Source organism: Enterobacter sp. Y17 (assembly GCF_019730495.1).
Lineage (GTDB): Bacteria > Pseudomonadota > Gammaproteobacteria > Enterobacterales > Enterobacteriaceae > Enterobacter > Enterobacter asburiae_B.
The window spans coordinates 1,585,959-1,605,364 of the sequence record NZ_JAASKP010000001.1 but is presented as its reverse complement, the minus strand read 5'-3'; the positions used below and the strand labels follow the sequence as shown (position 1 = coordinate 1,605,364).

The window sequence follows — 19,406 nt, the reverse complement described above, 5'->3', positions numbered from 1 at the left end:
CATATTAGTACATGCGGCGATTAAGCCCCATGATGTCGAGAATTTTGGTGGCAATTTCTTCAACTGAATAGTTGGTGCTGTTCAGCCACGGGATCTGGTTTTTGCGGTACAGCGCTTCCACTTCGGAGACCTCCATCCGGCACTGGCGCATGGAGGCGTAGCGGCTGTTCTCGCGACGCTCCTCGCGGATGGCCGCAAGGCGTTCAGGGTTGATCGTCAGGCCGAACAGCTTGTGCTGCAGCGGCTTAAGGGCGGCGGGCAGCACCAGGTTATCCATATCGTCGGCGATAAACGGGTAGTTTGCGGCGCGAATGCCAAACTGCATCGCCAGATAAAGGCTGGTCGGGGTTTTGCCGCAGCGCGACACGCCAAGCAGGATCACCTGCGCCTGGTCGAGATTTCGCAGCGAAATACCGTCGTCGTGGGCCAGGGTGTAGTCGATAGCGGCGATACGCGCGTCGTACTTGGTCAGGTTGCCGGGGTTCAGCCCGTGGGTTCGGTGGGCAATCGGGGTCGGGTCGAGCTTAAGCTCGCTCTGCAGCGGCGCCACCAGCGCCTGCACGATATCCTGGCAGAAGCCTTCACTTTGCAGAATGATGGAGCGAATCTCGGGGATCACGATAGAGTAGAACACCAGCGGGCGGACGCCGGTCTGCTGGTAGATGGCGTCAATCTGGTCCTTCACCGCTTTAGCGCGGCTCTCGTTTTCGACAAACGGCAGCGTGATGCTGTTAATCGAGACGGGAAACTGCGACATCACCGCGTGGCCCAGCACCTCGGCGGTGATCGCCGTACCATCAGAAATATAAAAAACGTGGCGATCGACAGCACTATCCATTTTACTCACCCTGAATATCAGACCTAATTGTCTGAAAGCATAAATTAAAAAAGTAAATTACACAGCAAAGAACTTATCCTAATTATGAATGAAACACTGTTTTTGATTTTCCTGAAAAGTGGATTTCATTTTTCAAATAGCGACTTTATTTTTGGGGTTTCTGGCTGAATATAGAGGAATCATCGGGTTAATCGTTGATGGGAAAGTATCCGAAAAGTTGAAATTTTAAATTGCTTACACGATTCACCGTTTTTTTAGCGGAAATAAATATGCCAGTATAAATACGTAGTCAGGTGTTACTTACTCCGATCAAATATCACAAAAGGATTGTTTCGATGTCCAACAATGGCTCGTCACCGCTGGTGCTTTGGTATAACCAACTCGGCATGAATGATGTAGACAGAGTTGGGGGCAAAAATGCCTCCCTGGGTGAAATGATTACAAATCTGTCGGGTATGGGTGTCTCCGTACCGAACGGGTTTGCCACCACCGCCGATGCCTTTAACCTGTTTTTAGACCAGAGCGGTGTTAACCAGCGCATTTACGACCTGCTGGATAAAACGGATATTGATGACGTTACCGAGCTTGCCAAAGCCGGGGCGCAGATCCGCCAGTGGATCATCGACACACCTTTCCAGCCGGAACTGGAAAAAGCCATTCACGACGCGTACAACCAGCTCTCAGCTGACGATGCGCAGGCCTCCTTTGCCGTACGTTCCTCTGCGACCGCAGAAGATATGCCGGACGCCTCGTTTGCCGGGCAGCAGGAAACCTTCCTGAACGTCCAGGGTTATGATGCGGTGCTGGTGGCGGTGAAGCACGTGTTTGCTTCCCTGTTCAACGATCGCGCCATCTCCTATCGCGTGCACCAGGGCTACGACCATCGCGGCGTGGCGCTCTCCGCTGGCGTGCAGCGCATGGTGCGCTCGGACGTGGGCTCATCCGGCGTGATGTTCTCCATTGATACCGAATCCGGCTTCGACCAGGTGGTGTTTATCACCTCCGCGTGGGGTCTGGGTGAGATGGTTGTGCAGGGCGCGGTAAACCCTGACGAATTCTACGTCCACAAGCCTACGCTGGCTGCTGGCCGTCCGGCGGTGGTGCGCCGCACCATGGGCTCGAAAAAAATCCGCATGATCTATGCCCCGACCCAGGAGCATGGCAAGCAGGTTAAAATTGAAGATGTACCGCAGGAGCAGCGCGACCGCTTCTCCCTGACCGACGCCGAAGTGCAGGAACTGGCGAAGCAGGCGGTGCAGATCGAAAAACACTACGGCCGTCCGATGGACATCGAATGGGCAAAAGACGGTAACACCGGCAAGCTGTTTATCGTGCAGGCGCGTCCGGAAACCGTCCGCTCGCGCGGTCAGGTGATGGAGCGTTATACGCTGCACGCGCAGGGTAAAATCGTGGCGGAAGGCCGCGCCATCGGCCACCGCATCGGTGCCGGTCCGGTCAAAGTGATCCACGACATCAGCGAGATGAACCGTATTGAGCCAGGCGACGTGCTGGTGACCGACATGACCGACCCGGACTGGGAACCGATCATGAAGAAAGCGGCGGCTATCGTCACCAACCGCGGCGGTCGTACCTGCCACGCGGCGATCATTGCCCGCGAGCTGGGCATTCCTGCGGTTGTCGGCTGCGGTGACGCCACCGAACGCATGAAGGACGGCCAGAACGTGACCGTCTCCTGTGCCGAAGGCGATACCGGCTACGTCTACGCCGATATCCTCGACTTCAGCGTGAAGAGCTCAAGCGTGGATACCATGCCGGACCTGCCGCTGAAGATCATGATGAACGTCGGCAACCCGGACCGCGCGTTTGACTTCGCCTGCCTGCCGAACGAAGGCGTTGGCCTGGCGCGTCTGGAATTTATCATCAACCGTATGATCGGCGTTCACCCGCGCGCGCTGCTGGAGTTTGACGACCAGGATCCGAAGCTGCAGAACGAAATCCGCGAGATGATGAAAGGCTACGACTCACCGAAAGAGTTCTACGTCGGCCGTCTGACCGAAGGGATCGCGACGCTGGGCGCTGCCTTCTATCCAAAACGCGTGATCGTGCGTCTGTCTGACTTTAAGTCTAACGAATACGCCAACCTGGTAGGCGGCGAGCGCTACGAGCCGGAAGAAGAGAACCCGATGCTGGGCTTCCGCGGGGCCGGACGCTACGTGTCCGACAGCTTCCGCGACTGCTTCGCGCTGGAGTGTGAGGCGGTGAAACGCGTGCGCAACGACATGGGGCTGACCAACGTTGAAATCATGATCCCGTTCGTGCGTACCGTGGATCAGGCGAAAGCGGTGGTGGACGAGCTTGCGCGTCAGGGTCTGAAGCGCGGCGAGAACGGGCTGAAGATCATCATGATGTGCGAAATCCCGTCCAACGCCCTGCTGGCCGAGCAGTTCCTGGAGCACTTCGACGGCTTCTCTATCGGCTCGAACGACATGACGCAGCTGACGCTGGGTCTGGACCGCGACTCCGGCGTGGTCTCCGAGCTGTTCGACGAGCGCAACGAGGCGGTGAAAGCGCTGCTCTCCATGTCCATCCGCGCGGCGAAGAAGCAGGGTAAATACGTCGGGATCTGCGGTCAGGGGCCGTCCGACCATGAAGACTTTGCCGCATGGCTGATGGAAGAGGGGATCGATAGCCTGTCCCTGAACCCGGACACCGTGGTGCAAACCTGGCTGAGCCTGGCAGAACTGAACAAGTAACGCCACGCTGACCCGAAAAGGCGAGGATATTATTCCTCGCCTTTTTTATTTCATTTCTTATTTGCTCCCCATCACAAATAAAGTAAAAAACCAAATATCATAATTTGTCTGTCAATTTAGACAATTGTTAGCGCGCAAACCGTTGCTAATACTTGAGCCTTACTGCGCATTTCCCTTAAGAAGATGCGCAACTGGTTGAAATACGTTTTAACCTGATAAAAAGGCAAATAACAATGACACTCTCCTCTGTATTGCGTACCAAAGATAAAATAGGTTATGGTTTAGGCGATATGGCCAGCGCGCTGGTCTGGCAAACGGCAACCTTATTTCTCGCTTATTTTTATACAGACGTATTTGGGCTGCCCGCCGCGATTATGGGCACCATGTTTTTAGTGGTGCGCGTGGTCGATGCGTTTGTCGATCCGTGCATTGGCGCACTGGTTGACCGCACCCGGACGCGTCACGGACGTTTCCGTCCCTGGCTGCTGTGGTTTGCTATCCCGTTTGGCGTGAGCTGCCTCATTACCTTCTATGTGCCGGACGTTGGGCCGACGGCAAAAATCGTTTACGCCTGCGTGACCTACGCGATTTTAAGTCTGATATACTCCGCGATTAACGTGCCTTACTGCGCCATGCCCGGCGCGCTGACGCTGGACCCGCGCGAGCGTCATTCTCTGCAGTCGTGGCGCTTTGGCCTGTCGTTTATCGGCGGGCTGATCGTGACGGTTATTGCCCTGCCGCTGGTCTCACTGTTAGGCCAGGGCAACGTGCAGAAAGGCTATTTCTATGCCATGAGCCTGATGGGTCTGCTGGGAATTGTGCTGTTCTTCTGCTGTTTCCTGATGACCCGCGAGCGTTATTCTCCGCGCAATGATACCTCCGGCTCCATGCTCACCGATTTAAAACTGCTGGCCGGGAACAGCCAGTGGCGGATTGTTTTTCTGTTTAATATTTTGCTGTTAACGGCGGTGGTGACGCGCGGTTCCGCCACCATGTATTACGTGAACTATGTGCTGCTGCGTCCGGATCTGGTTTTTGCCTTTATTGTTTCCGGCATGGTGGCCTCCTTAAGCGGCGCATTATTATCTGAACGGCTGCTGGGGAAATTTGACCGCGTGCGCGCCTACCAGTGGACGATTATCTCCTTCGTTATCTTCGGCGCGCTGATTTTCTTCCTGCCTCCTTCACAGGTGTGGCTAATCTTTGGCCTTAACATCGTCTTTAGCTTTATTCAAAACCTCACCACGCCGCTGCAATGGACCATGTTCTCCGATGTGGTCGACTACGAAGAGCACCGCAGCGGCCGTCGTCTGGACGGGCTGGTCTTCTCCACCGCGCTGTTTGCCATCAAGTTTGGCCTGGCGCTGGGTGGGGCGGTCGTCGGTTGGGTGCTTGGCATGGTGGATTACGCCCCGGGCCAGGCAACCCAGGCGCCAGGCGTTCTCTCGACCATTAACGCGCTGTTCACCCTTATCCCTTGCGCGCTGTTCCTCTGCATGGTCGCGCTGCTTGCCATCTACAAGCTCAACAGCCGGCTGGTGGATTCCATCGCCCGGGAGCTGGCCAGCAAGCGTGAAGTCAGACCCGAAGCGGGGCAGCTCAGCCCGGCAACCCCTTCCGCACTACAGGAGTAAAACATGACGACTATCTATAAGGACGCGGGACGTCCCGTGCACGAGCGCGTCGCCGATTTACTGGCGCGCATGACCCCGGAAGAGAAGTTCGCCCAGATGCACGCGTACTGGCTGATCCTCGATGAAAACGGTAACCACCGCGAGCGCAGCGACCTCAGCGACGAATTCGCCGGCGTGAGCGAGCAGGCTGCGCTCAGCGAACGGCTTAAGCTGGGCGTCGGGCAGATCACGCGGCCGCTGGGCACCCACATCGTTGACGCGAAGACCGGCGTGCGCGCGGCGAACCGCCTGCAGCGCATGATGATGGAAGAGACGCGGCTCGGCATCCCGGCGCTATTCCACGAGGAGTGTCTGGTGGGGCTGCTGTGCAAAGACGCCACCCTGTTCCCGTCGTCATTGAACTACGGTTCGACCTGGGATCCGGAGCTGGTGCAGCGGGCGGCAGAGCAGATTGGCAAAGAGGCGCGCTCCGTCGGCTGCCAGCAGGGGCTGGCACCGGTGCTGGACGTATCCCGCGACGTGCGCTGGGGGCGAACGGAAGAGACCTTCGGGGAGGATCCCTGGCTGGTGGGCGTAATGGCGACCGCCTACGTGAAGGGCTTACAGGGCGATAAGCGCGATCTGCTGGCGACGCTCAAGCATTACGTGGGGCATTCGTTCAGCGAAGGAGCGCGCAACCATGCGCCGGTCCACCTGGGGTTCAGCGAGCTGAACGACACCTTCCTGCTGCCGTTCGAAATGGCGGTCAAGCTGGCAAACGCCGGTTCGGTGATGCCCGCGTACCACGATATTGATAACCAGCCGGGGCACAGCGACAGCTTCCTGTTGACCACCGTCCTGCGCGAGCAGTGGGGGTTCGACGGGATTATTGTCGCGGACTACGGCGGCGTCAGCCTGCTGCACCAGCACCACGGGATTTCCCACGACGCGGCCGAATCTGCTGCGCTGGCGTTCAACGCCGGGCTGGACGTTGAGCTGCCGAAAGACGACTGCGCGCGGCATCTGGCGGAAGCGGTAGAGCGCGGGCTGATCTCTATGGCGAAGGTCGACGAGATCGTGGCGCGTACGCTGACGGAAAAATTCCGCCTTGGCCTGTTTGAAAAGCCGTACGCGGATGAAAACGGTATCGATCTGCAAAACGATATGACCCGCCAGGCCGCGCGGGAGGTGGCGACGAAATCGATCACGCTGCTGGAAAACAACGGTATTTTACCGCTCGGCGGCAAACCCCGCGTGGCGGTAGTGGGGCCGACGGCAGACGATCCGCTGGCGTTACTCAGCGGCTACAGCTTCCCGGTGCATTTGATCATCAGCGATATGGTGGAAGAGACCTCGCAGGTCACGACCCCGCGCGCGGCGCTGGAGCAGTATCTTGGTGCATCGAACGTCCGCTATGCCAAAGGGTGCCACATCATCGAAAAACGGATGGCGGGCGCGCCGGTCTTCCCTGGCGACAGCGGCGGCAAACCGATGCAGCAGTCGCCCGTATCGCAAAGTACCGCCCCGATCCCCGAGGCCGTGAACGCCGCGCAGGAGAGTGACGTGGTGGTGGCCTGCGTGGGCGATCTCGCCGGGCTGTTCCAGAGCGGTACCGTGGGGGAAGGTTCCGATACCGATTCCCTGAACCTGCCGGGCGTGCAGCAACAGCTGCTGGAAGCGCTGGTCGCCACCGGTAAACCGGTGATTGTGGTGATGACCGGGGGGCGTCCATACAACCTGCAGGGTCTGGAAGATAAGGTCGCGGCGCTGATGATGGCCTGGGCGCCGGGGCAGGAAGGGGGCTGGGCGATTGCGGACGTGTTAACCGGGCGTGCGGAGCCGCAGGGTCGTCTGGTGGTGAGCGTACCGAAAAGCGCCGGTGCGATGCCGTATTACTACAATCACAAGCTCAAAAGCGGCGGCACGCCGTTTGCGTTCCATTTCGGCTCACGTTACCCGTTTGGCTTCGGCCTCGGCTGGACGACGTTTAGCTGGGGCGCTGTCCGCGTCGCCGAAAGCAGCGTACCGGTCGACGGTGAGGTGAGGCTGAGCGTGGATATCACCAATACCGGAGAGCGCAGCGGCAGCGAGGTGGTGCAGGTTTACGTCAGGGATAAGGTCGCCACGCAGGTGCGGCCGCTTCAGGAGCTGAAGGCCTTCCAGCGCGTCACGCTCTCGCCGGGAGAAACCGCCACGCTCACCTTCACGCTGCCGGTTGAGATGTTCAACTTCACCCGTCGCGACGGAAAACGCATCGTCGAGCCGGGCGAGTTTGAGCTGCAGGTTGGCGCATCGTCGGCGGATATCCGCGAGACGGTGATGGTCAATGCGACAGGGGAAACGCGGGTGCTGCCGGCTGAGTGGCGGATGCTCAGTACCTGTGAGGTTCAACGCGCGTAGTCAGAATAAAAAAAAGCCCATCGTGGGAGATGGGCAAAGACTACACACAGCAATTCGTTGTTTCACTCAGGGGATTTCCATGCTTATAAATCAAGGTGTTGATTTATAACCGTGTGCTAATAGTAGGCATTGTGTTATTTAGCGTCGATCGGATTCGTCTCAATAGTTAAAGAGACGTAAAGAATTCTTGAGGTTATTAGCAGACTTATTGCTGAAAAGGCGGGTCTGACCAGTGAGCAACGAATAAATACTTTAGCAGTGTTTAAGTATCATGCGAGAGAGTGTAGGCCGGGTGAGCGTTAACGCCACCCGGCAGCATACCTTAATGCGTGTTCTTCTCTTCCAGCTCTTCCAGTTCGCTCAAAATCACGTCCGGGTCAGTTCCCGGCGGTGGAATTTCATGCACCCAGGCAGAGAACAGACGCCAGGTGACGGCGAGCAGCACCGGGCCAATAAACAGGCCAATCATGCCAAAGGCAATCAATCCGCCAATGACCCCGGAGAGGATCAGGATCAGCGGCAGGTCTGCGCCCATGCGGATGAGGATCGGACGAATGACGTTATCCATGGTGCCGACCACGCAGCTCCAGACCAGCAGCACCGTTCCCCACGTGGTGTCGCCCGTCCAGTAGAGCCAGATAATGCTGGGAACCAGCACCAGCAGAGGTCCCAGCTGTGCAAGACAGGTCATCAGCATGACAACGGTGAACACGGTAGCGTACGGTACGCCGGAAATCGCCAGACCGATCCCGCCCAGCACCGCCTGCACCAGCGCGGTGACCACCACGCCCAGCGCAACCGCGCGCACGGCCTGCGCGGCCAGCAGCACCGCTGCGTCACCGCGTTTGCCCGCCAGGCGGGTGGCAAAGTGACGAACGCCTAAAGCCACCTGCTCGCCGCGCCAGTAGAGCAGGGCGCTGAAGAGCAGCATCAGGGTACAGTGCATCATAAAGCGGCCGATATGCGCCGCCTGCCCGACAAACCAGGTGGTGGTGGTGCCAATATACGGGCGGACTTTTGCCATCAGCGCGCTGCCGCCCATCTCCAGCAGGCTATGCCAGCCGCTGTAGAGTTTGGCGCCCACCAGCGGAATGCTGTTCAGCCAGGCGAGATCCGGCAGCGTCAGGTCGCCGCTGCTAATGGCGCGAATAACCGGGCCACTGGAATCCACCAGGCTATTTACCAGCAGGGCAATCGGAATGATAAACAGCAGGAACAGCAGGAGCGTCATGACCAGCACGGCGAGCCCGCGGCGGCCAAACAGCAGCTTCTGCAAGCGCAGCAGCAAAGGCCACGTGGCCACGACAACGGTGGCAGCCCACGCAAAGCCGAGAATAAAGGGTTGAACAATCCACAGACACGCAATAATCATGAGGGCCAGAAACAGCACCGACAGCAAAATTTGCGCAACATCCCTGGGCTGGCGAAGATTGACCATAAATGAAACTTTCCTTAAAAGAACGCCAGTACGACTGGCGGGAACGGAAAACCGCGTCTCTTTAATCATTAATGATCTCAGCGGTTTTTAACAGGCGAATTCTGCCTGTAATTCAGCAGAGATTATAAGAAAAAAATGTGATAAAACTTTTAAGATACACGCAAACGATTTCATACAACTCTAATTAGGGTCGACAGTCATGATCCCACAGATTTCTCAGGCACCTGGCGTCGTTCAGCTGGTGCTTAATTTTTTGCAAGCACTGGAGCAACAGGGTTTTACAGGTGATACCGCCACGAACTATGCCGACAGGCTGACGATGGCGACCGATAACAGTATCTACCAGCTTCTTCCCGATGCCGTGGTTTTCCCCCGTTCAACGGCCGACGTCGCGCTTATCGCCCGGCTGGCCACGCAGGAGCGGTTTGCCTCGCTGGTCTTCACGCCGCGCGGCGGCGGCACCGGAACCAACGGTCAGGCGCTGAACCAGGGCATCATTGTTGATATGTCGCGCTATATGAACCGCATCATTGAGATCAACCCGGAAGAGGGGTGGGTGCGGGTCGAAGCGGGCGTCATCAAAGATCAGCTTAATCAGTATCTCAAGCCGTACGGCTACTTTTTTGCCCCTGAGCTTTCCACCAGCAACCGCGCCACCCTTGGCGGGATGATTAACACGGATGCCTCCGGGCAGGGCTCGCTGGTCTACGGTAAAACTTCCGATCACGTGCTGGGCGTGCGTGCGGTGCTGCTGGGCGGCGACATCCTCGATACCCAGCCGATGCCGGTTGAACTGGCGGAAACGCTGGGCAAAGACAACACCGCCAGCGGACGCATCTATCGCACCGTGCTGGAACGCTGCCGTGACAACCGCCAGCTTATTCTCGATAAATTCCCCAAACTGAACCGCTTCCTGACCGGTTACGATCTGCGTCACGTCTTCAACGATGACCTGACCCAGTTTGATTTAACCCGCGTGCTGACCGGCTCCGAAGGAACGCTGGCATTTATTACCGAAGCGCGGCTGGATATCACCCGGTTGCCGAAAGTGCGCCGTCTGGTGAACGTCAAATATGACTCCTTCGACTCCGCGCTGCGCAATGCGCCGTTTATGGTGCAAGCGCAGGCGCTGTCGGTGGAGACCGTCGACTCTAAGGTGCTCAATCTTGCCCGGGAAGATATTGTCTGGCACTCCGTAAGCGACCTCATTACCGACGTGCCGGATAAAGAGATGCTCGGTCTTAATATCGTGGAATTTGCCGGCGATGATGCGGAGCTGATTGAGCGTCAGGTCACCACGCTCTGCCAGCGTCTGGACGAGCTGATTGCGCAGGGTGAAGGCGGCGTGATCGGCTGGCAGCTCTGTAACGATCTGGCCGGGATTGAGCGTATCTATGCGATGCGTAAAAAAGCCGTGGGCCTGCTCGGCAATGCGAAAGGGGCGGCGAAGCCCATTCCCTTTGCCGAAGATACCTGCGTGCCGCCCGAGCATCTGGCGGATTACATCGTGGAGTTTCGCGCCCTGCTGGACAGCCACGGCCTGAGCTATGGCATGTTCGGCCACGTCGACGCCGGGGTACTGCACGTGCGTCCGGCGCTGGACATGTGCGACCCGCAGCAGGAGATCCTGATGAAGCAGATCTCCGACGACGTGGTGGCCTTAACCGCCAAATACGGCGGCCTGCTGTGGGGGGAGCACGGGAAAGGGTTCCGCGCGGAGTACAGCCCGGCATTCTTCGGCGAACAGCTCTACGCGGAGTTGCGTAAGGTGAAAGCGGCTTTCGACCCGCATAACCGCCTTAACCCGGGTAAAATCTGCCCGCCTGAGGGTGTTGATGCCCCGATGCTGCAGGTGGATGCCGTCAAGCGCGGCACGTACGACAGGCAGATCCCTATTGCGGTGCGCTCGTCCTGGCGCGGCGCGATGGAGTGCAACGGCAATGGCCTGTGCTTTAACTTTGATGTGAAAAGCCCGATGTGCCCGTCGATGAAAATCACCAGCAACCGTATTCACTCGCCGAAAGGGCGGGCGACGCTGGTGCGCGAGTGGCTGCGTCTGCTGGCCGACCGCGGGGTGGATCCGCTCAAGCTGGAGCAGGAGCTGCCGGAAAAACGGGCCAGCCTGCGCTCGCTGATTGAGCGCACCCGCAACAGCTGGCATGCCAACAAGGGCGAGTATGATTTCTCCCACGAGGTGAAAGAGGCGATGTCCGGCTGTCTGGCCTGTAAAGCCTGCTCCACCCAGTGCCCGATTAAAATCGACGTGCCGGAATTCCGCTCGCGTTTCCTGCAGCTTTACCACACCCGATACCTCCGCCCGGTACGCGACCATCTGGTGGCGACGGTGGAAAGCTACGCGCCGCTGATGGCGCGTGCGCCAAAGACCTTCAACTTCTTTATCAACCAGCCGCTGGTGCGCAAGCTCTCCGAAAAACACATCGGCATGGTCGATCTGCCGCTGCTGTCGGTGCCGTCTCTGCAGCGCCAGCTCGTCGGTCACCGTTCGGCGAACATGACTCTGGAACAGCTGGAGGCGCTCGCTCCGGAGCAAAAAGCCAGTATGGTGCTGGTGGTGCAGGATCCGTTCACTAGCTACTACGATGCGCAGGTCGTGGCCGATTTTGTCCGTCTGGCGGAGAAAGTGGGCTACCAGCCGGTTGTGCTGCCGTTCTCTCCCAACGGCAAGGCGCAGCACATTAAGGGTTTCCTGAACCGATTTGCGAAGACCGCGCAGAAAACGTCTGACTTCTTAAACCGCGTGGCGCAACTCGGGATACCGATGGTCGGTGTTGATCCGGCGCTGGTGCTTTGCTATCGCGATGAATACAAGCAGACGCTGGGCGATAAGCGCGGTGATTTCAACGTCATGCTGGTGCACGAGTGGCTTCCGGTGGCGCTGGCAGATAAAGCCGTTCAGGATGTCAGCGGTGAACCGTGGTATCTGTTCGGCCACTGCACGGAAGTGACCGCGCTGCCGGGTGCCCCCGCGCAGTGGGCGTCCGTTTTTGCCCGCTTTGGTGCGAAGCTGGAGAGCGTCAACGTAGGCTGCTGCGGGATGGCCGGAACCTACGGACACGAAGTGAAAAACCACGCCAACTCGCTCGGCATCTATGAGCTGTCCTGGCATCAGGCGATGCAGCGTTTGCCGCGAAACCGCTGTCTGGCGACGGGCTACTCCTGTCGCAGCCAGGTAAAACGGGTAGAAGGTAACGGTGTGCGTCACCCATTGCAGGCTTTACTGGAGATAATTGGATGATCTGGAAACGTGCCGTGACGCTGCAGGCGCTGAACGCCATGGGCGAGGGGAATATGGTGGGGCTGCTGGATATCCAGTTCATCCGCATTGGCGACGATGAGATTGAGGCCACCATGCCGGTCGATAGTCGCACCCACCAGCCGTTTGGTTTATTGCATGGCGGGGCCTCCGTCGTGCTGGCCGAAACGCTGGGCTCGGTGGCGGGCTATCTCTGTACCGAAGGGGAGCAGAAGGTTGTTGGACTCGAGGTGAATGCTAACCACATACGCTCGGTGCGCAGCGGGCGCGTGCGCGGTGTTTGCCGCGCGCTGCACGCCGGCAGCCGCCATCAGGTATGGCAGATAGATATTCTCGATGAGCAGGATCGCCTGTGCTGCTCGTCGCGGCTGACCACGGCGGTTGTGTAAAGTTTTCAGATGTTTTGCCTTTGGTCAAAAACTAGCCAGTCCGTTGTGATATACTGGTCAGGTTTTGTACATAAGCGAGGACATCATGGATACTGAAATAACCCCAACACAGCTGGCAATTGAATATTTACGTCGCGATAAGAGCAACCTGTCTCCGGCGCAGTACCTGAAAAAGCTGAAACAGCTTGAGCTGGAATTTACAGATTTGCTGGCGCTCTCTTCGAATGAACTGAAAGAAGAGATCTATTTTGCCTGGCGGTTGGGCGTTCACGTCCATTGAGTACATGAGAATAAAAGGGCCGCGAGTGCGGCCTTTTTTGTGTCTGCAATTCAGTATCGGGCGGCGGTGACGCCACCCGATATTTTCCTCAGACATTGACGGCGTTGATCAGCCGCGACTTCATGGACTGATACGCCGACGCCGCAAAATCCTCCGCCCAGCGCTGGTCCTCAATCGCCTCCAGCTGCACCGCGCAGTACTTCGTTTCCGGCGTTTTGGAGATGGGATCGAGATTATCCTGGGTCAGCTCGTTGCAGGCGCCAATCCACCACTGATAGGTCATGTAGACCGCCCCGGCGTTGATACGCTCGCTAATGCTGGCGCGGGTAATCACTTTGCCGCGACGCGAGCGCACCCAGACCAGCTGGCCCTCCGCGATGCCCAGCCTTTGCGCATCGGCTGGGTTCATTTGCACCCGGCCCGGCTCATCGGCCAGGCTTTGCAGCGCGGCGCAGTTCCCGGTCATCGAGCGGCAGGAGTAGTGCCCCACTTCACGCACCGTGCACAGCACCAGCGGGAAATCCGCGTCCGGGGTTTCCGCCGGCGCGCGCCACGGGGCGGCAAAGAGCTGCCCTTTACCGGTTGGGGTGTCGAACTGATTGTCTTTGTACAGGTACGGCGTTCCCGGATGATCCAGCGTCGGGCACGGCCACTGCACGTGGCCCATCTCGCCCATTTTTTCATACGTCACGCCGTAGAAGAGAGGGCACAGCTCGCGCATCTCGTCCCAGATCTGCTGGTTGGAGTCATAATGCATCGGGTAGCCCATCTCGGTGGCGAGCAGGCTGATAATCTCCCAGTCGCGCTTCACGTTGCCGCTGGCCTCAATGGCTTTGCCAAAACGCTGGAATCCGCGATCGGCACAGGTAAAGACGCCGCCGTGTTCACCCCAGGAGGTGGCAGGAAGCAGAACGTCCGCCACTTCTGCCGTTTTGGTCATAAAGATGTCCTGAACCACCACAAAGTCGAGCGCCTCAAAACCGCTGCGAACGAGACCGAGATCGGCTTCGGTCTGAAGCGGATCTTCCCCCATGATGTAGTAGGCCTTGACCTTGCCTTCCAGCGCCAGATGGGGCACCTCGGTAATGCGCGTCCCGACCCGATCGTCCATTTTAGTGGCGTCAATTCCCCAGGCATCGGCAAACTTCTGCCTGACCGCCGGATCGGTCACATCCTGATAGCCCGGGAACATATTCGGCAGAACGCCCATATCGCAGGCGCCCTGAACGTTGTTTTGCCCGCGCACGGGACCGACGCCGACGGCAGGGCGCCCGAGGTTGCCGGTCAGCAGCGCCAGGCTGGAAAGCCCTTTGACCACATCCACGGCCTGACCAAACTGGGTCACGCCCATCCCCCACATCACGGTGGCGGAAGGGGCCGCCGCGAAGGTACGCATCGCCTGGCGAACGTCGCGGGCGGGAATGCCGGTAAGATGCTCAACCTTCTCCGGCGCATAGTCTTTCACCGTCTGGCGGTAAGCCTCAAGCCCCTCGGTAAAGCGCGCCACGTAGCTTTTGTCGTAGAGCTCCTCTTCCAGCAGCACGAAGCCAAAGGCGTTCACCAGCGCCATATTGCTGCCGTTTTTCAGCTGCAGATGCTGGTCGGCGATGCGCGCCGTTTCAATGCGCCGCGGATCGCAGACGATGATTTTTGCGCCGTTTTCCCGCGCTTTCAGCACGCGCCGGGCGACGATAGGGTGGGAGTCCGCGCAGTTATAGCCAAACACCAGCAGGCATTTTGAGTTTTCAATATCGCTGATTGAGTTGCTCATCGCGCCGTTGCCGAGCGTTTCCTGTAAACCGGCCACGGAAGGGCCGTGACAGACGCGCGCGCAGCAGTCCACGTTGTTGGTGTTCAGCACCGCGCGGGCAAATTTTTGCATCACATAGTTTGTTTCATTGCCGGTTCCGCGAGAGGATCCGGTGGTCATGATCGACCGCGGCCCGTGCTGCGCTTTAATGCTGCTGAGTTTGTGCGCGGTGTAGCGGATAGCCTCTTCCCAGGTGACGGGAGTGAATGCCTCGCCTTTGCGGTAGCGGATCATCGGCTGGGTCAGGCGCGGGGTGAGCAGACGGGTATCGTTGAGGAAGTCCCAGCCGTAAAAGCCTTTCAGACACAGGGTGCCCTGGTTTGTGACGCCTTCTGCGGCTTCGGCACGGATGATACGGTTATTTTCAACGACAAGGTTTAATTTACAGCCTGCACCGCAGTAGGGGCAGACGCTGGCGATCTTTTTCATCAATAACAGACCTGTTAAGAAATGAAGCAAAGTTGACTGGAAAATCCAGTCCCGTACACGGAGGTAAGCAGGAACCGTGCCAGGTTGGCTTTGCTGGTTTTACAGGGTGTTAAGCAGGGAAGGCGCGTGTCATCGTCAGGCTGTTCGTCAGTTTTGACGATGACACGAGAGCAGGATGAGGAGCCGTGAAATTACAGGTCGTCCATGGTGTAGCCCACGACAATTTCCAGCGTCTTGCGAATCACATCCGCCTGGACAACGTCACGGGTCGCTTCCAGCGTCTGAATGAGCCAGAGGATGATCGCTTTGTTGGACAGATGGCCTTCGGAGGCCAGAACACAGCGTACTGCAGTAGAAAAAATAGCGGACTCTTCAGCAAAACGATCGCCTGCATGACGGAAATATTCCGCCAGCGCACTGTCTAAAAAAGCAGAGTGGTATTCGGGTTGAAGCTGAATATTTTGTCTCATTTGTTCTCACCGTAGCTGTTAAATTGCAGTCAATGTATTTTTTTGGGGTCGGACGGTTTTCCACTTCCAAATAACGGCACTACATTGTCTCTGTTATCGTTGAGAGGTCCCTCTCTGTTCGTTCGTCCTTGCGCGGTTCTGCGACGTGTAAAGGCGATGCTGTTTGAGCCGATCTCGGCAATCACCACCGCAAGTGTCTCCCGCCGCCGGGGATCCTTTTCATGTTCTTTCATTACCCGCAGACGCTGCAGCAATCCTTCGGTTGTCACTGGCCCCCGCTCTTTCAGAAGAGAGAGAACGGCTTCACCGATAAGCGTGTCGATCAGTCGGTCTGCGTCACTGCTATTCATCACGTTACCGTTCGAAGAGCAGACCAAGCAGCATGTGGTAGTGCTCTTCCTCTTCCGGACCATCGGCCCTTTCGAGGCGGCTGAGCAGTTTGGTACAGAGCGATTTGCGATTCAGGTTTCGCCCGTCGCTGAGGATTTCGACAACCACCTGGCCCAGCGTCTCCTGCTGAGTAGGAAGCGCCGCCTTTTCGAAGTACTGTGCGATCGCTGCTGCGGAATCTGTGGCGTAACCTTTCTGCTGCATGTTTCGCTCCTGTAAAATTTTGTAATCACTAACGTTACAATTAAGGTATACACAATTCTTAAATCTGTACACTTAAAATGTACAGATTTTTAATATTTTTATGATGTATTTTATAAATTGCTTTATTTTCAGATGGTTAATTAGTTGGTATGAACCGGTAATGTTACAGGATATATTGTACAAAAAGGTCTGACACTGGTAAGTTGTACAGCGCAGAAAAATGTTTCATTAACTGCCGTAAATGATTGAGATGTAAATTATTTGTCAGGCAATGAATGTGCTATAAATGATACTTATCCACCTTTTTGTGGCCAAAACCCTAACCCCAGGAATCGCATGCTCACAACCATCATTTACCGCAGCCATATCTGCGAGGACGTTCCAGTGAAAGCGCTGGAAGCCATGGTCGCTGCAGCAAATAGTAAAAACCGGCAATCCAACGTCACGGGGATCCTGCTGTTTAACGGCACACATTTTTTTCAGCTGCTTGAAGGGCCAGTGGAACACGTCTCTGCTATCTATGAGCAGATCTGCAACGACCCGCGCCACCATAACGTGGTGGAGCTGATGCGCGATCACGGACCTGTCCGGCGTTTTGGCAACGTGGGCATGGAGCTTTTTGATTTGCGCCACTTCGACAGGGACGAAGTGCTGCAGCAGGTGCTCAACAGGGGGACGACACGCTATCAGCTGACGTATAATGACCGCCCGCTGCAGTTTTTCCGCACCTTTGTCGAGGCCACGGAAAAAGCGAACTATTTTGAACTGCCGCCTGCGGATTCCTGGGAGTTCGTTCGCGAAGAAACGCGCCTGTCCGCGCAGCCCGAAGTGGTCGCGAAAGGGGCGGATTGCAGCTTTGCGTTCCAGCCGATAGTCGATCCGTTTATGCAGCAGGTCGTCTCCTGGGAGGCGCTTCTCCGCACGCCTGACGGCGGCGCACCGGGAGATTACTTTGCTAATCTGCCGCGTGACGAGGTGTACGCCTCTGATTTACACAGCAAGCAGGTGGCGCTCTCCATGGCCAGCGCGCTGGGGCTCCAGGACCAGACGTTATCCCTCAACCTGCGGCCCATGACGCTGGTCAACATTCCCAACGCCGTGGATTTCCTGCTCACCGCGATTGAAGCCAATGGGTTTGTACCCGAGCAAATTGTGGTGGAGTTCACCGAGAGCGAAGCCATTTCCCGTTTTGATGAATTCACGGATTCGGTCAGGCAGTTAAAAAGCGCGGGTATCAGCGTGACGATCGATCACTTTGGCGCCGGTTTTGCCGGGCTGCAGCTGCTGGCGCAGTTCCAGCCGGACAGAATTAAGATTAATCGCGATCTGGTCGCGAACGTGCATAAAAGTGGCCCCCGACAGGCCATTATTCAGGCGATTATTAAATGCTGCTCCTCGCTTGAGATCCAGTTCTGCGCGGTAGGAGTAGAGAAGGCTGAAGAGTGGATGTGGCTGGAATCCGCCGGGATTTCCCAGTTCCAGGGACATCTTTTTGCCAGCCCGCGACACGGCGGTATTCCCGCGATTGCGTGGCCGGAGAAAAAGTTCGATTTCTGATAAAGCTGTACACCTTACGGCAGAGTTAACTGTACGAATGGTAATTTTTATACAACAATGTATTAACAGGTGAAGGGAGGAGTAGCCCATTCACCTGAGCAAAATGCGGTCTTAGTTATACAAATGGTGTGTACAATCTGATAAGGTTGGTGCAGTTAGGTATGGAAGTTCTGAGCGTGAGGGAGTTAATGGCCTATTACAGTATCGGCGAAGTGGCCGAACGATGCGGTATCAACCCCGTTACGCTGCGTGCCTGGCAGCGCCGTTATGGATTGTTGAAGCCGCAGCGCAGCGAAGGGGGTCATCGTCAGTTTGACGATGAAGATATCCTCCGCATAGAAGAGATCAAGCGCCTGATGAAAAGCGGCGTCTCGGTCGGAAAAGTCAAAGCCTTGCTGGAAAACAAAGAAGTATTGACTCAGGGCAACTGGGTCTCGTTCCAGGAAGAGATGATGACCGTTCTGCGTTACGCCAGCCCGGCAAAGCTGCGCGCCAAAATGGGCGAATTCCGCCGCGATCACGCGATAGATGCGCTGATTGACAATATTATTTCTCCCGTTCGTCAGCGCATGAATCAGGATCAAAACACCGTGCGTCACATGGCGAGCCTGTTTGACGGCGTCCTGATCGAATTCGCGATTGCAAGCCTGGCGGAATCCCGCAAAAAAGCCGGTAAAGACGCGCTTCTGATTGGCTGGGAATGCGATGACCGCACCCACCTGTGGCTGGAAGCCGCGCGCTTATCGCAGAAGGGCTGGCACATTGACGTCCTGGCGGAACCTATTGATTCGCCGCGTCCTGAACTGTTCCCTGGGCAAAAAATCTTCGTCTGGACGGGGAAATCCCCAACGCCTCGCCAGCAGGAACAGCTCGACCACTGGCGTGAACAGGGGTTTGCTGTCTCATTTCATCACTGATTAACAGAGGCCTTGAGGGCCTTTTTTTGTTTTTGTCATTTTCTGAGCAAAAGCTATCTCAAAAATAGGCATTTCCGATGCATATTTTACTTTTCTCTTCCCTGTCATAAATGCCGCGACGAAATGCATTATTAATCAATGCATTGAACAAATACATCCATCCTGACTGCATCCTCTCACAGGGTCTATGCTTAATAAAAGTAGGCAAAAAGGGCGGTTTAGCCGAATGCCCCTGCTGACAGAGGGTTGAAGTGATAATCGTTATCACTAACATGGTGTTATGCCCTGATGGCTTATCAGATGAGGTGGACCTATGGAACTGCATTCAGAAACCTTTAATCCTGCCGATTTTGCCTGGCGCGGCTTAACGCTCACGCCAGCGGCGGCGGCACATATTCACGATCTGGTGGCGAAAAAGCCCGAGATCCTTGGCGTGCGTTTAGGCGTCAAACAGACCGGCTGCGCGGGTTTCGGCTACGTGCTCGATACCGTCACCGAACCCGAGAAAGATGACCTGGTGTTCGAGACTGACGGCGCGAAGCTGTACGTCGCGCTGCAGGCCATGCCGTTTATTGACGGCACCGAAGTGGACTACGTCCGCGAAGGCTTAAACCAGTTATTCAAATTTCATAACCCGAAAGCCCAGAACGAATGCGGCTGCGGCGAAAGCTTTGGGGTATAGG

General features: G+C 56.8%; 15 protein-coding genes and 1 other RNA gene. 9 read left to right on the top strand and 7 right to left on the bottom strand.

The window, feature by feature from the left end; translation table 11 throughout:
• Window positions 1-4 precede the first annotated feature (4 nt).
• A complete protein-coding gene (locus HCH49_RS07430) occupies window positions 5-838 on the bottom strand; it encodes a pyruvate, water dikinase regulatory protein (protein ID WP_023311315.1) in 834 nt (277 codons plus the stop codon).
• A 335-nt stretch (window positions 839-1,173) separates the two neighbouring features.
• On the opposite strand from HCH49_RS07430, the gene ppsA reads away from it, so the two are divergent.
• The 3 genes from ppsA (at window position 1,174) to HCH49_RS07415 (ending at window position 7,565) form a co-directional block, all read left to right on the top strand.
• Window positions 1,174-3,552 carry a phosphoenolpyruvate synthase gene (gene ppsA, locus HCH49_RS07425; protein ID WP_023311316.1) on the top strand — a complete coding sequence of 793 codons (2,379 nt, stop codon included), beginning with the start codon at window positions 1,174-1,176 and terminating at the stop codon, window positions 3,550-3,552.
• A gap of 233 nt (window positions 3,553-3,785) precedes the next feature.
• Window positions 3,786-5,186 (top strand): MFS transporter, encoded by a 1,401-nt coding sequence (locus HCH49_RS07420; RefSeq protein ID WP_058840771.1) that lies wholly within the window; start codon window positions 3,786-3,788, stop codon window positions 5,184-5,186.
• 3 nt (window positions 5,187-5,189) lie between these two features.
• Window positions 5,190-7,565, top strand: coding sequence for a glycoside hydrolase family 3 N-terminal domain-containing protein (locus HCH49_RS07415; protein ID WP_033145294.1), 2,376 nt, complete (start codon window positions 5,190-5,192; stop codon window positions 7,563-7,565).
• Window positions 7,566-7,570: 5 nt separating this feature from the next.
• Here HCH49_RS07415 and rprA read toward each other — a convergent pair.
• Both rprA and ydiK read right to left on the bottom strand, forming a co-directional pair.
• An RNA gene (rprA, locus tag HCH49_RS07410) (antisense sRNA RprA) lies at window positions 7,571-7,678 on the bottom strand.
• A 209-nt stretch (window positions 7,679-7,887) separates the two neighbouring features.
• Window positions 7,888-9,003 (bottom strand): AI-2E family transporter YdiK, encoded by a 1,116-nt coding sequence (ydiK, locus tag HCH49_RS07405; protein ID WP_033145295.1) that lies wholly within the window; start codon window positions 9,001-9,003, stop codon window positions 7,888-7,890.
• A 199-nt stretch (window positions 9,004-9,202) separates the two neighbouring features.
• Here ydiK and HCH49_RS07400 point away from each other — a divergent pair, with 199 nt between their 5' ends.
• The 3 genes from HCH49_RS07400 to HCH49_RS07390 all read left to right on the top strand — a co-directional run bounded on the left by HCH49_RS07400 (window position 9,203) and on the right by HCH49_RS07390 (window position 12,946).
• Entirely contained in the window at window positions 9,203-12,259 is a 3,057-nt protein-coding gene (locus HCH49_RS07400) for an FAD-binding and (Fe-S)-binding domain-containing protein (protein ID WP_033145296.1), read from the top strand.
• Window positions 12,256-12,666, top strand: coding sequence for a 1,4-dihydroxy-2-naphthoyl-CoA hydrolase (gene menI, locus HCH49_RS07395; protein WP_023311321.1), 411 nt, complete (start codon window positions 12,256-12,258; stop codon window positions 12,664-12,666). The genes HCH49_RS07400 and menI overlap by 4 nt, the downstream gene beginning before the upstream one ends.
• Before the next feature lie 85 nt (window positions 12,667-12,751).
• Window positions 12,752-12,946, top strand: coding sequence for a YdiH family protein (locus HCH49_RS07390; RefSeq protein ID WP_003857766.1), 195 nt, complete (start codon window positions 12,752-12,754; stop codon window positions 12,944-12,946).
• An 88-nt stretch (window positions 12,947-13,034) separates the two neighbouring features.
• Here HCH49_RS07390 and fdhF read toward each other — a convergent pair whose 3' ends face one another.
• From fdhF to ycgZ, 4 genes are all read right to left on the bottom strand, one after another.
• Window positions 13,035-15,185 carry a formate dehydrogenase subunit alpha gene (gene fdhF, locus HCH49_RS07385; RefSeq protein ID WP_033145297.1) on the bottom strand — a complete coding sequence of 717 codons (2,151 nt, stop codon included), beginning with the start codon at window positions 15,183-15,185 and terminating at the stop codon, window positions 13,035-13,037.
• Between the two features lie 191 nt (window positions 15,186-15,376).
• Complete coding sequence (locus tag HCH49_RS07380; RefSeq protein WP_033145298.1) at window positions 15,377-15,655, bottom strand: biofilm development regulator YmgB/AriR family protein; 279 nt, start codon at window positions 15,653-15,655, stop codon at window positions 15,377-15,379.
• A gap of 29 nt (window positions 15,656-15,684) precedes the next feature.
• The gene (locus tag HCH49_RS07375) at window positions 15,685-16,005 is read right to left on the bottom strand and encodes a hypothetical protein (protein WP_033145299.1); all 321 of its coding nucleotides are present in this window, start codon (window positions 16,003-16,005) and stop codon (window positions 15,685-15,687) included.
• A gap of 4 nt (window positions 16,006-16,009) precedes the next feature.
• Window positions 16,010-16,249 (bottom strand): regulatory protein YcgZ, encoded by a 240-nt coding sequence (gene ycgZ / locus HCH49_RS07370; protein ID WP_029739771.1) that lies wholly within the window; start codon window positions 16,247-16,249, stop codon window positions 16,010-16,012.
• A gap of 336 nt (window positions 16,250-16,585) precedes the next feature.
• Between ycgZ and HCH49_RS07365 the strand changes: the two genes are divergently transcribed.
• From HCH49_RS07365 to sufA, 3 genes are all read left to right on the top strand, one after another.
• Complete coding sequence (locus HCH49_RS07365) at window positions 16,586-17,806, top strand: diguanylate phosphodiesterase (RefSeq protein WP_032657802.1); 1,221 nt, start codon at window positions 16,586-16,588, stop codon at window positions 17,804-17,806.
• A gap of 188 nt (window positions 17,807-17,994) precedes the next feature.
• Window positions 17,995-18,723, top strand: coding sequence for a MerR family transcriptional regulator (locus HCH49_RS07360; protein WP_033145300.1), 729 nt, complete (start codon window positions 17,995-17,997; stop codon window positions 18,721-18,723).
• A gap of 313 nt (window positions 18,724-19,036) precedes the next feature.
• Window positions 19,037-19,405, top strand: coding sequence for a Fe-S cluster assembly scaffold SufA (gene sufA / locus HCH49_RS07355; RefSeq protein WP_033145301.1), 369 nt, complete (start codon window positions 19,037-19,039; stop codon window positions 19,403-19,405).
• The last annotated feature ends 1 nt before the right edge of the window (window position 19,406 follow it).

Bases quoted from the DNA above. Each gene is read 5' to 3' on its own strand.
- HCH49_RS07430 (WP_023311315.1), bottom strand. From the start codon at position 838: ATGGATAGTGCTGTCGATCGCCACGTTTTTTATATTTCTGATGGTACG.
- ppsA (WP_023311316.1), top strand. From the start codon at position 1,174: ATGTCCAACAATGGCTCGTCACCGCTGGTGCTTTGGTATAACCAACTC.
- HCH49_RS07420 (WP_058840771.1), top strand. From the start codon at position 3,786: ATGACACTCTCCTCTGTATTGCGTACCAAAGATAAAATAGGTTATGGT.
- HCH49_RS07415 (WP_033145294.1), top strand. From the start codon at position 5,190: ATGACGACTATCTATAAGGACGCGGGACGTCCCGTGCACGAGCGCGTC.
- ydiK (WP_033145295.1), bottom strand. From the start codon at position 9,003: ATGGTCAATCTTCGCCAGCCCAGGGATGTTGCGCAAATTTTGCTGTCG.
- HCH49_RS07400 (WP_033145296.1), top strand. From the start codon at position 9,203: ATGATCCCACAGATTTCTCAGGCACCTGGCGTCGTTCAGCTGGTGCTT.
- menI (WP_023311321.1), top strand. From the start codon at position 12,256: ATGATCTGGAAACGTGCCGTGACGCTGCAGGCGCTGAACGCCATGGGC.
- HCH49_RS07390 (WP_003857766.1), top strand. From the start codon at position 12,752: ATGGATACTGAAATAACCCCAACACAGCTGGCAATTGAATATTTACGT.
- fdhF (WP_033145297.1), bottom strand. From the start codon at position 15,185: ATGAAAAAGATCGCCAGCGTCTGCCCCTACTGCGGTGCAGGCTGTAAA.
- HCH49_RS07380 (WP_033145298.1), bottom strand. From the start codon at position 15,655: ATGAGACAAAATATTCAGCTTCAACCCGAATACCACTCTGCTTTTTTA.
- HCH49_RS07375 (WP_033145299.1), bottom strand. From the start codon at position 16,005: ATGAATAGCAGTGACGCAGACCGACTGATCGACACGCTTATCGGTGAA.
- ycgZ (WP_029739771.1), bottom strand. From the start codon at position 16,249: ATGCAGCAGAAAGGTTACGCCACAGATTCCGCAGCAGCGATCGCACAG.
- HCH49_RS07365 (WP_032657802.1), top strand. From the start codon at position 16,586: ATGCTCACAACCATCATTTACCGCAGCCATATCTGCGAGGACGTTCCA.
- HCH49_RS07360 (WP_033145300.1), top strand. From the start codon at position 17,995: ATGGCCTATTACAGTATCGGCGAAGTGGCCGAACGATGCGGTATCAAC.
- sufA (WP_033145301.1), top strand. From the start codon at position 19,037: ATGGAACTGCATTCAGAAACCTTTAATCCTGCCGATTTTGCCTGGCGC.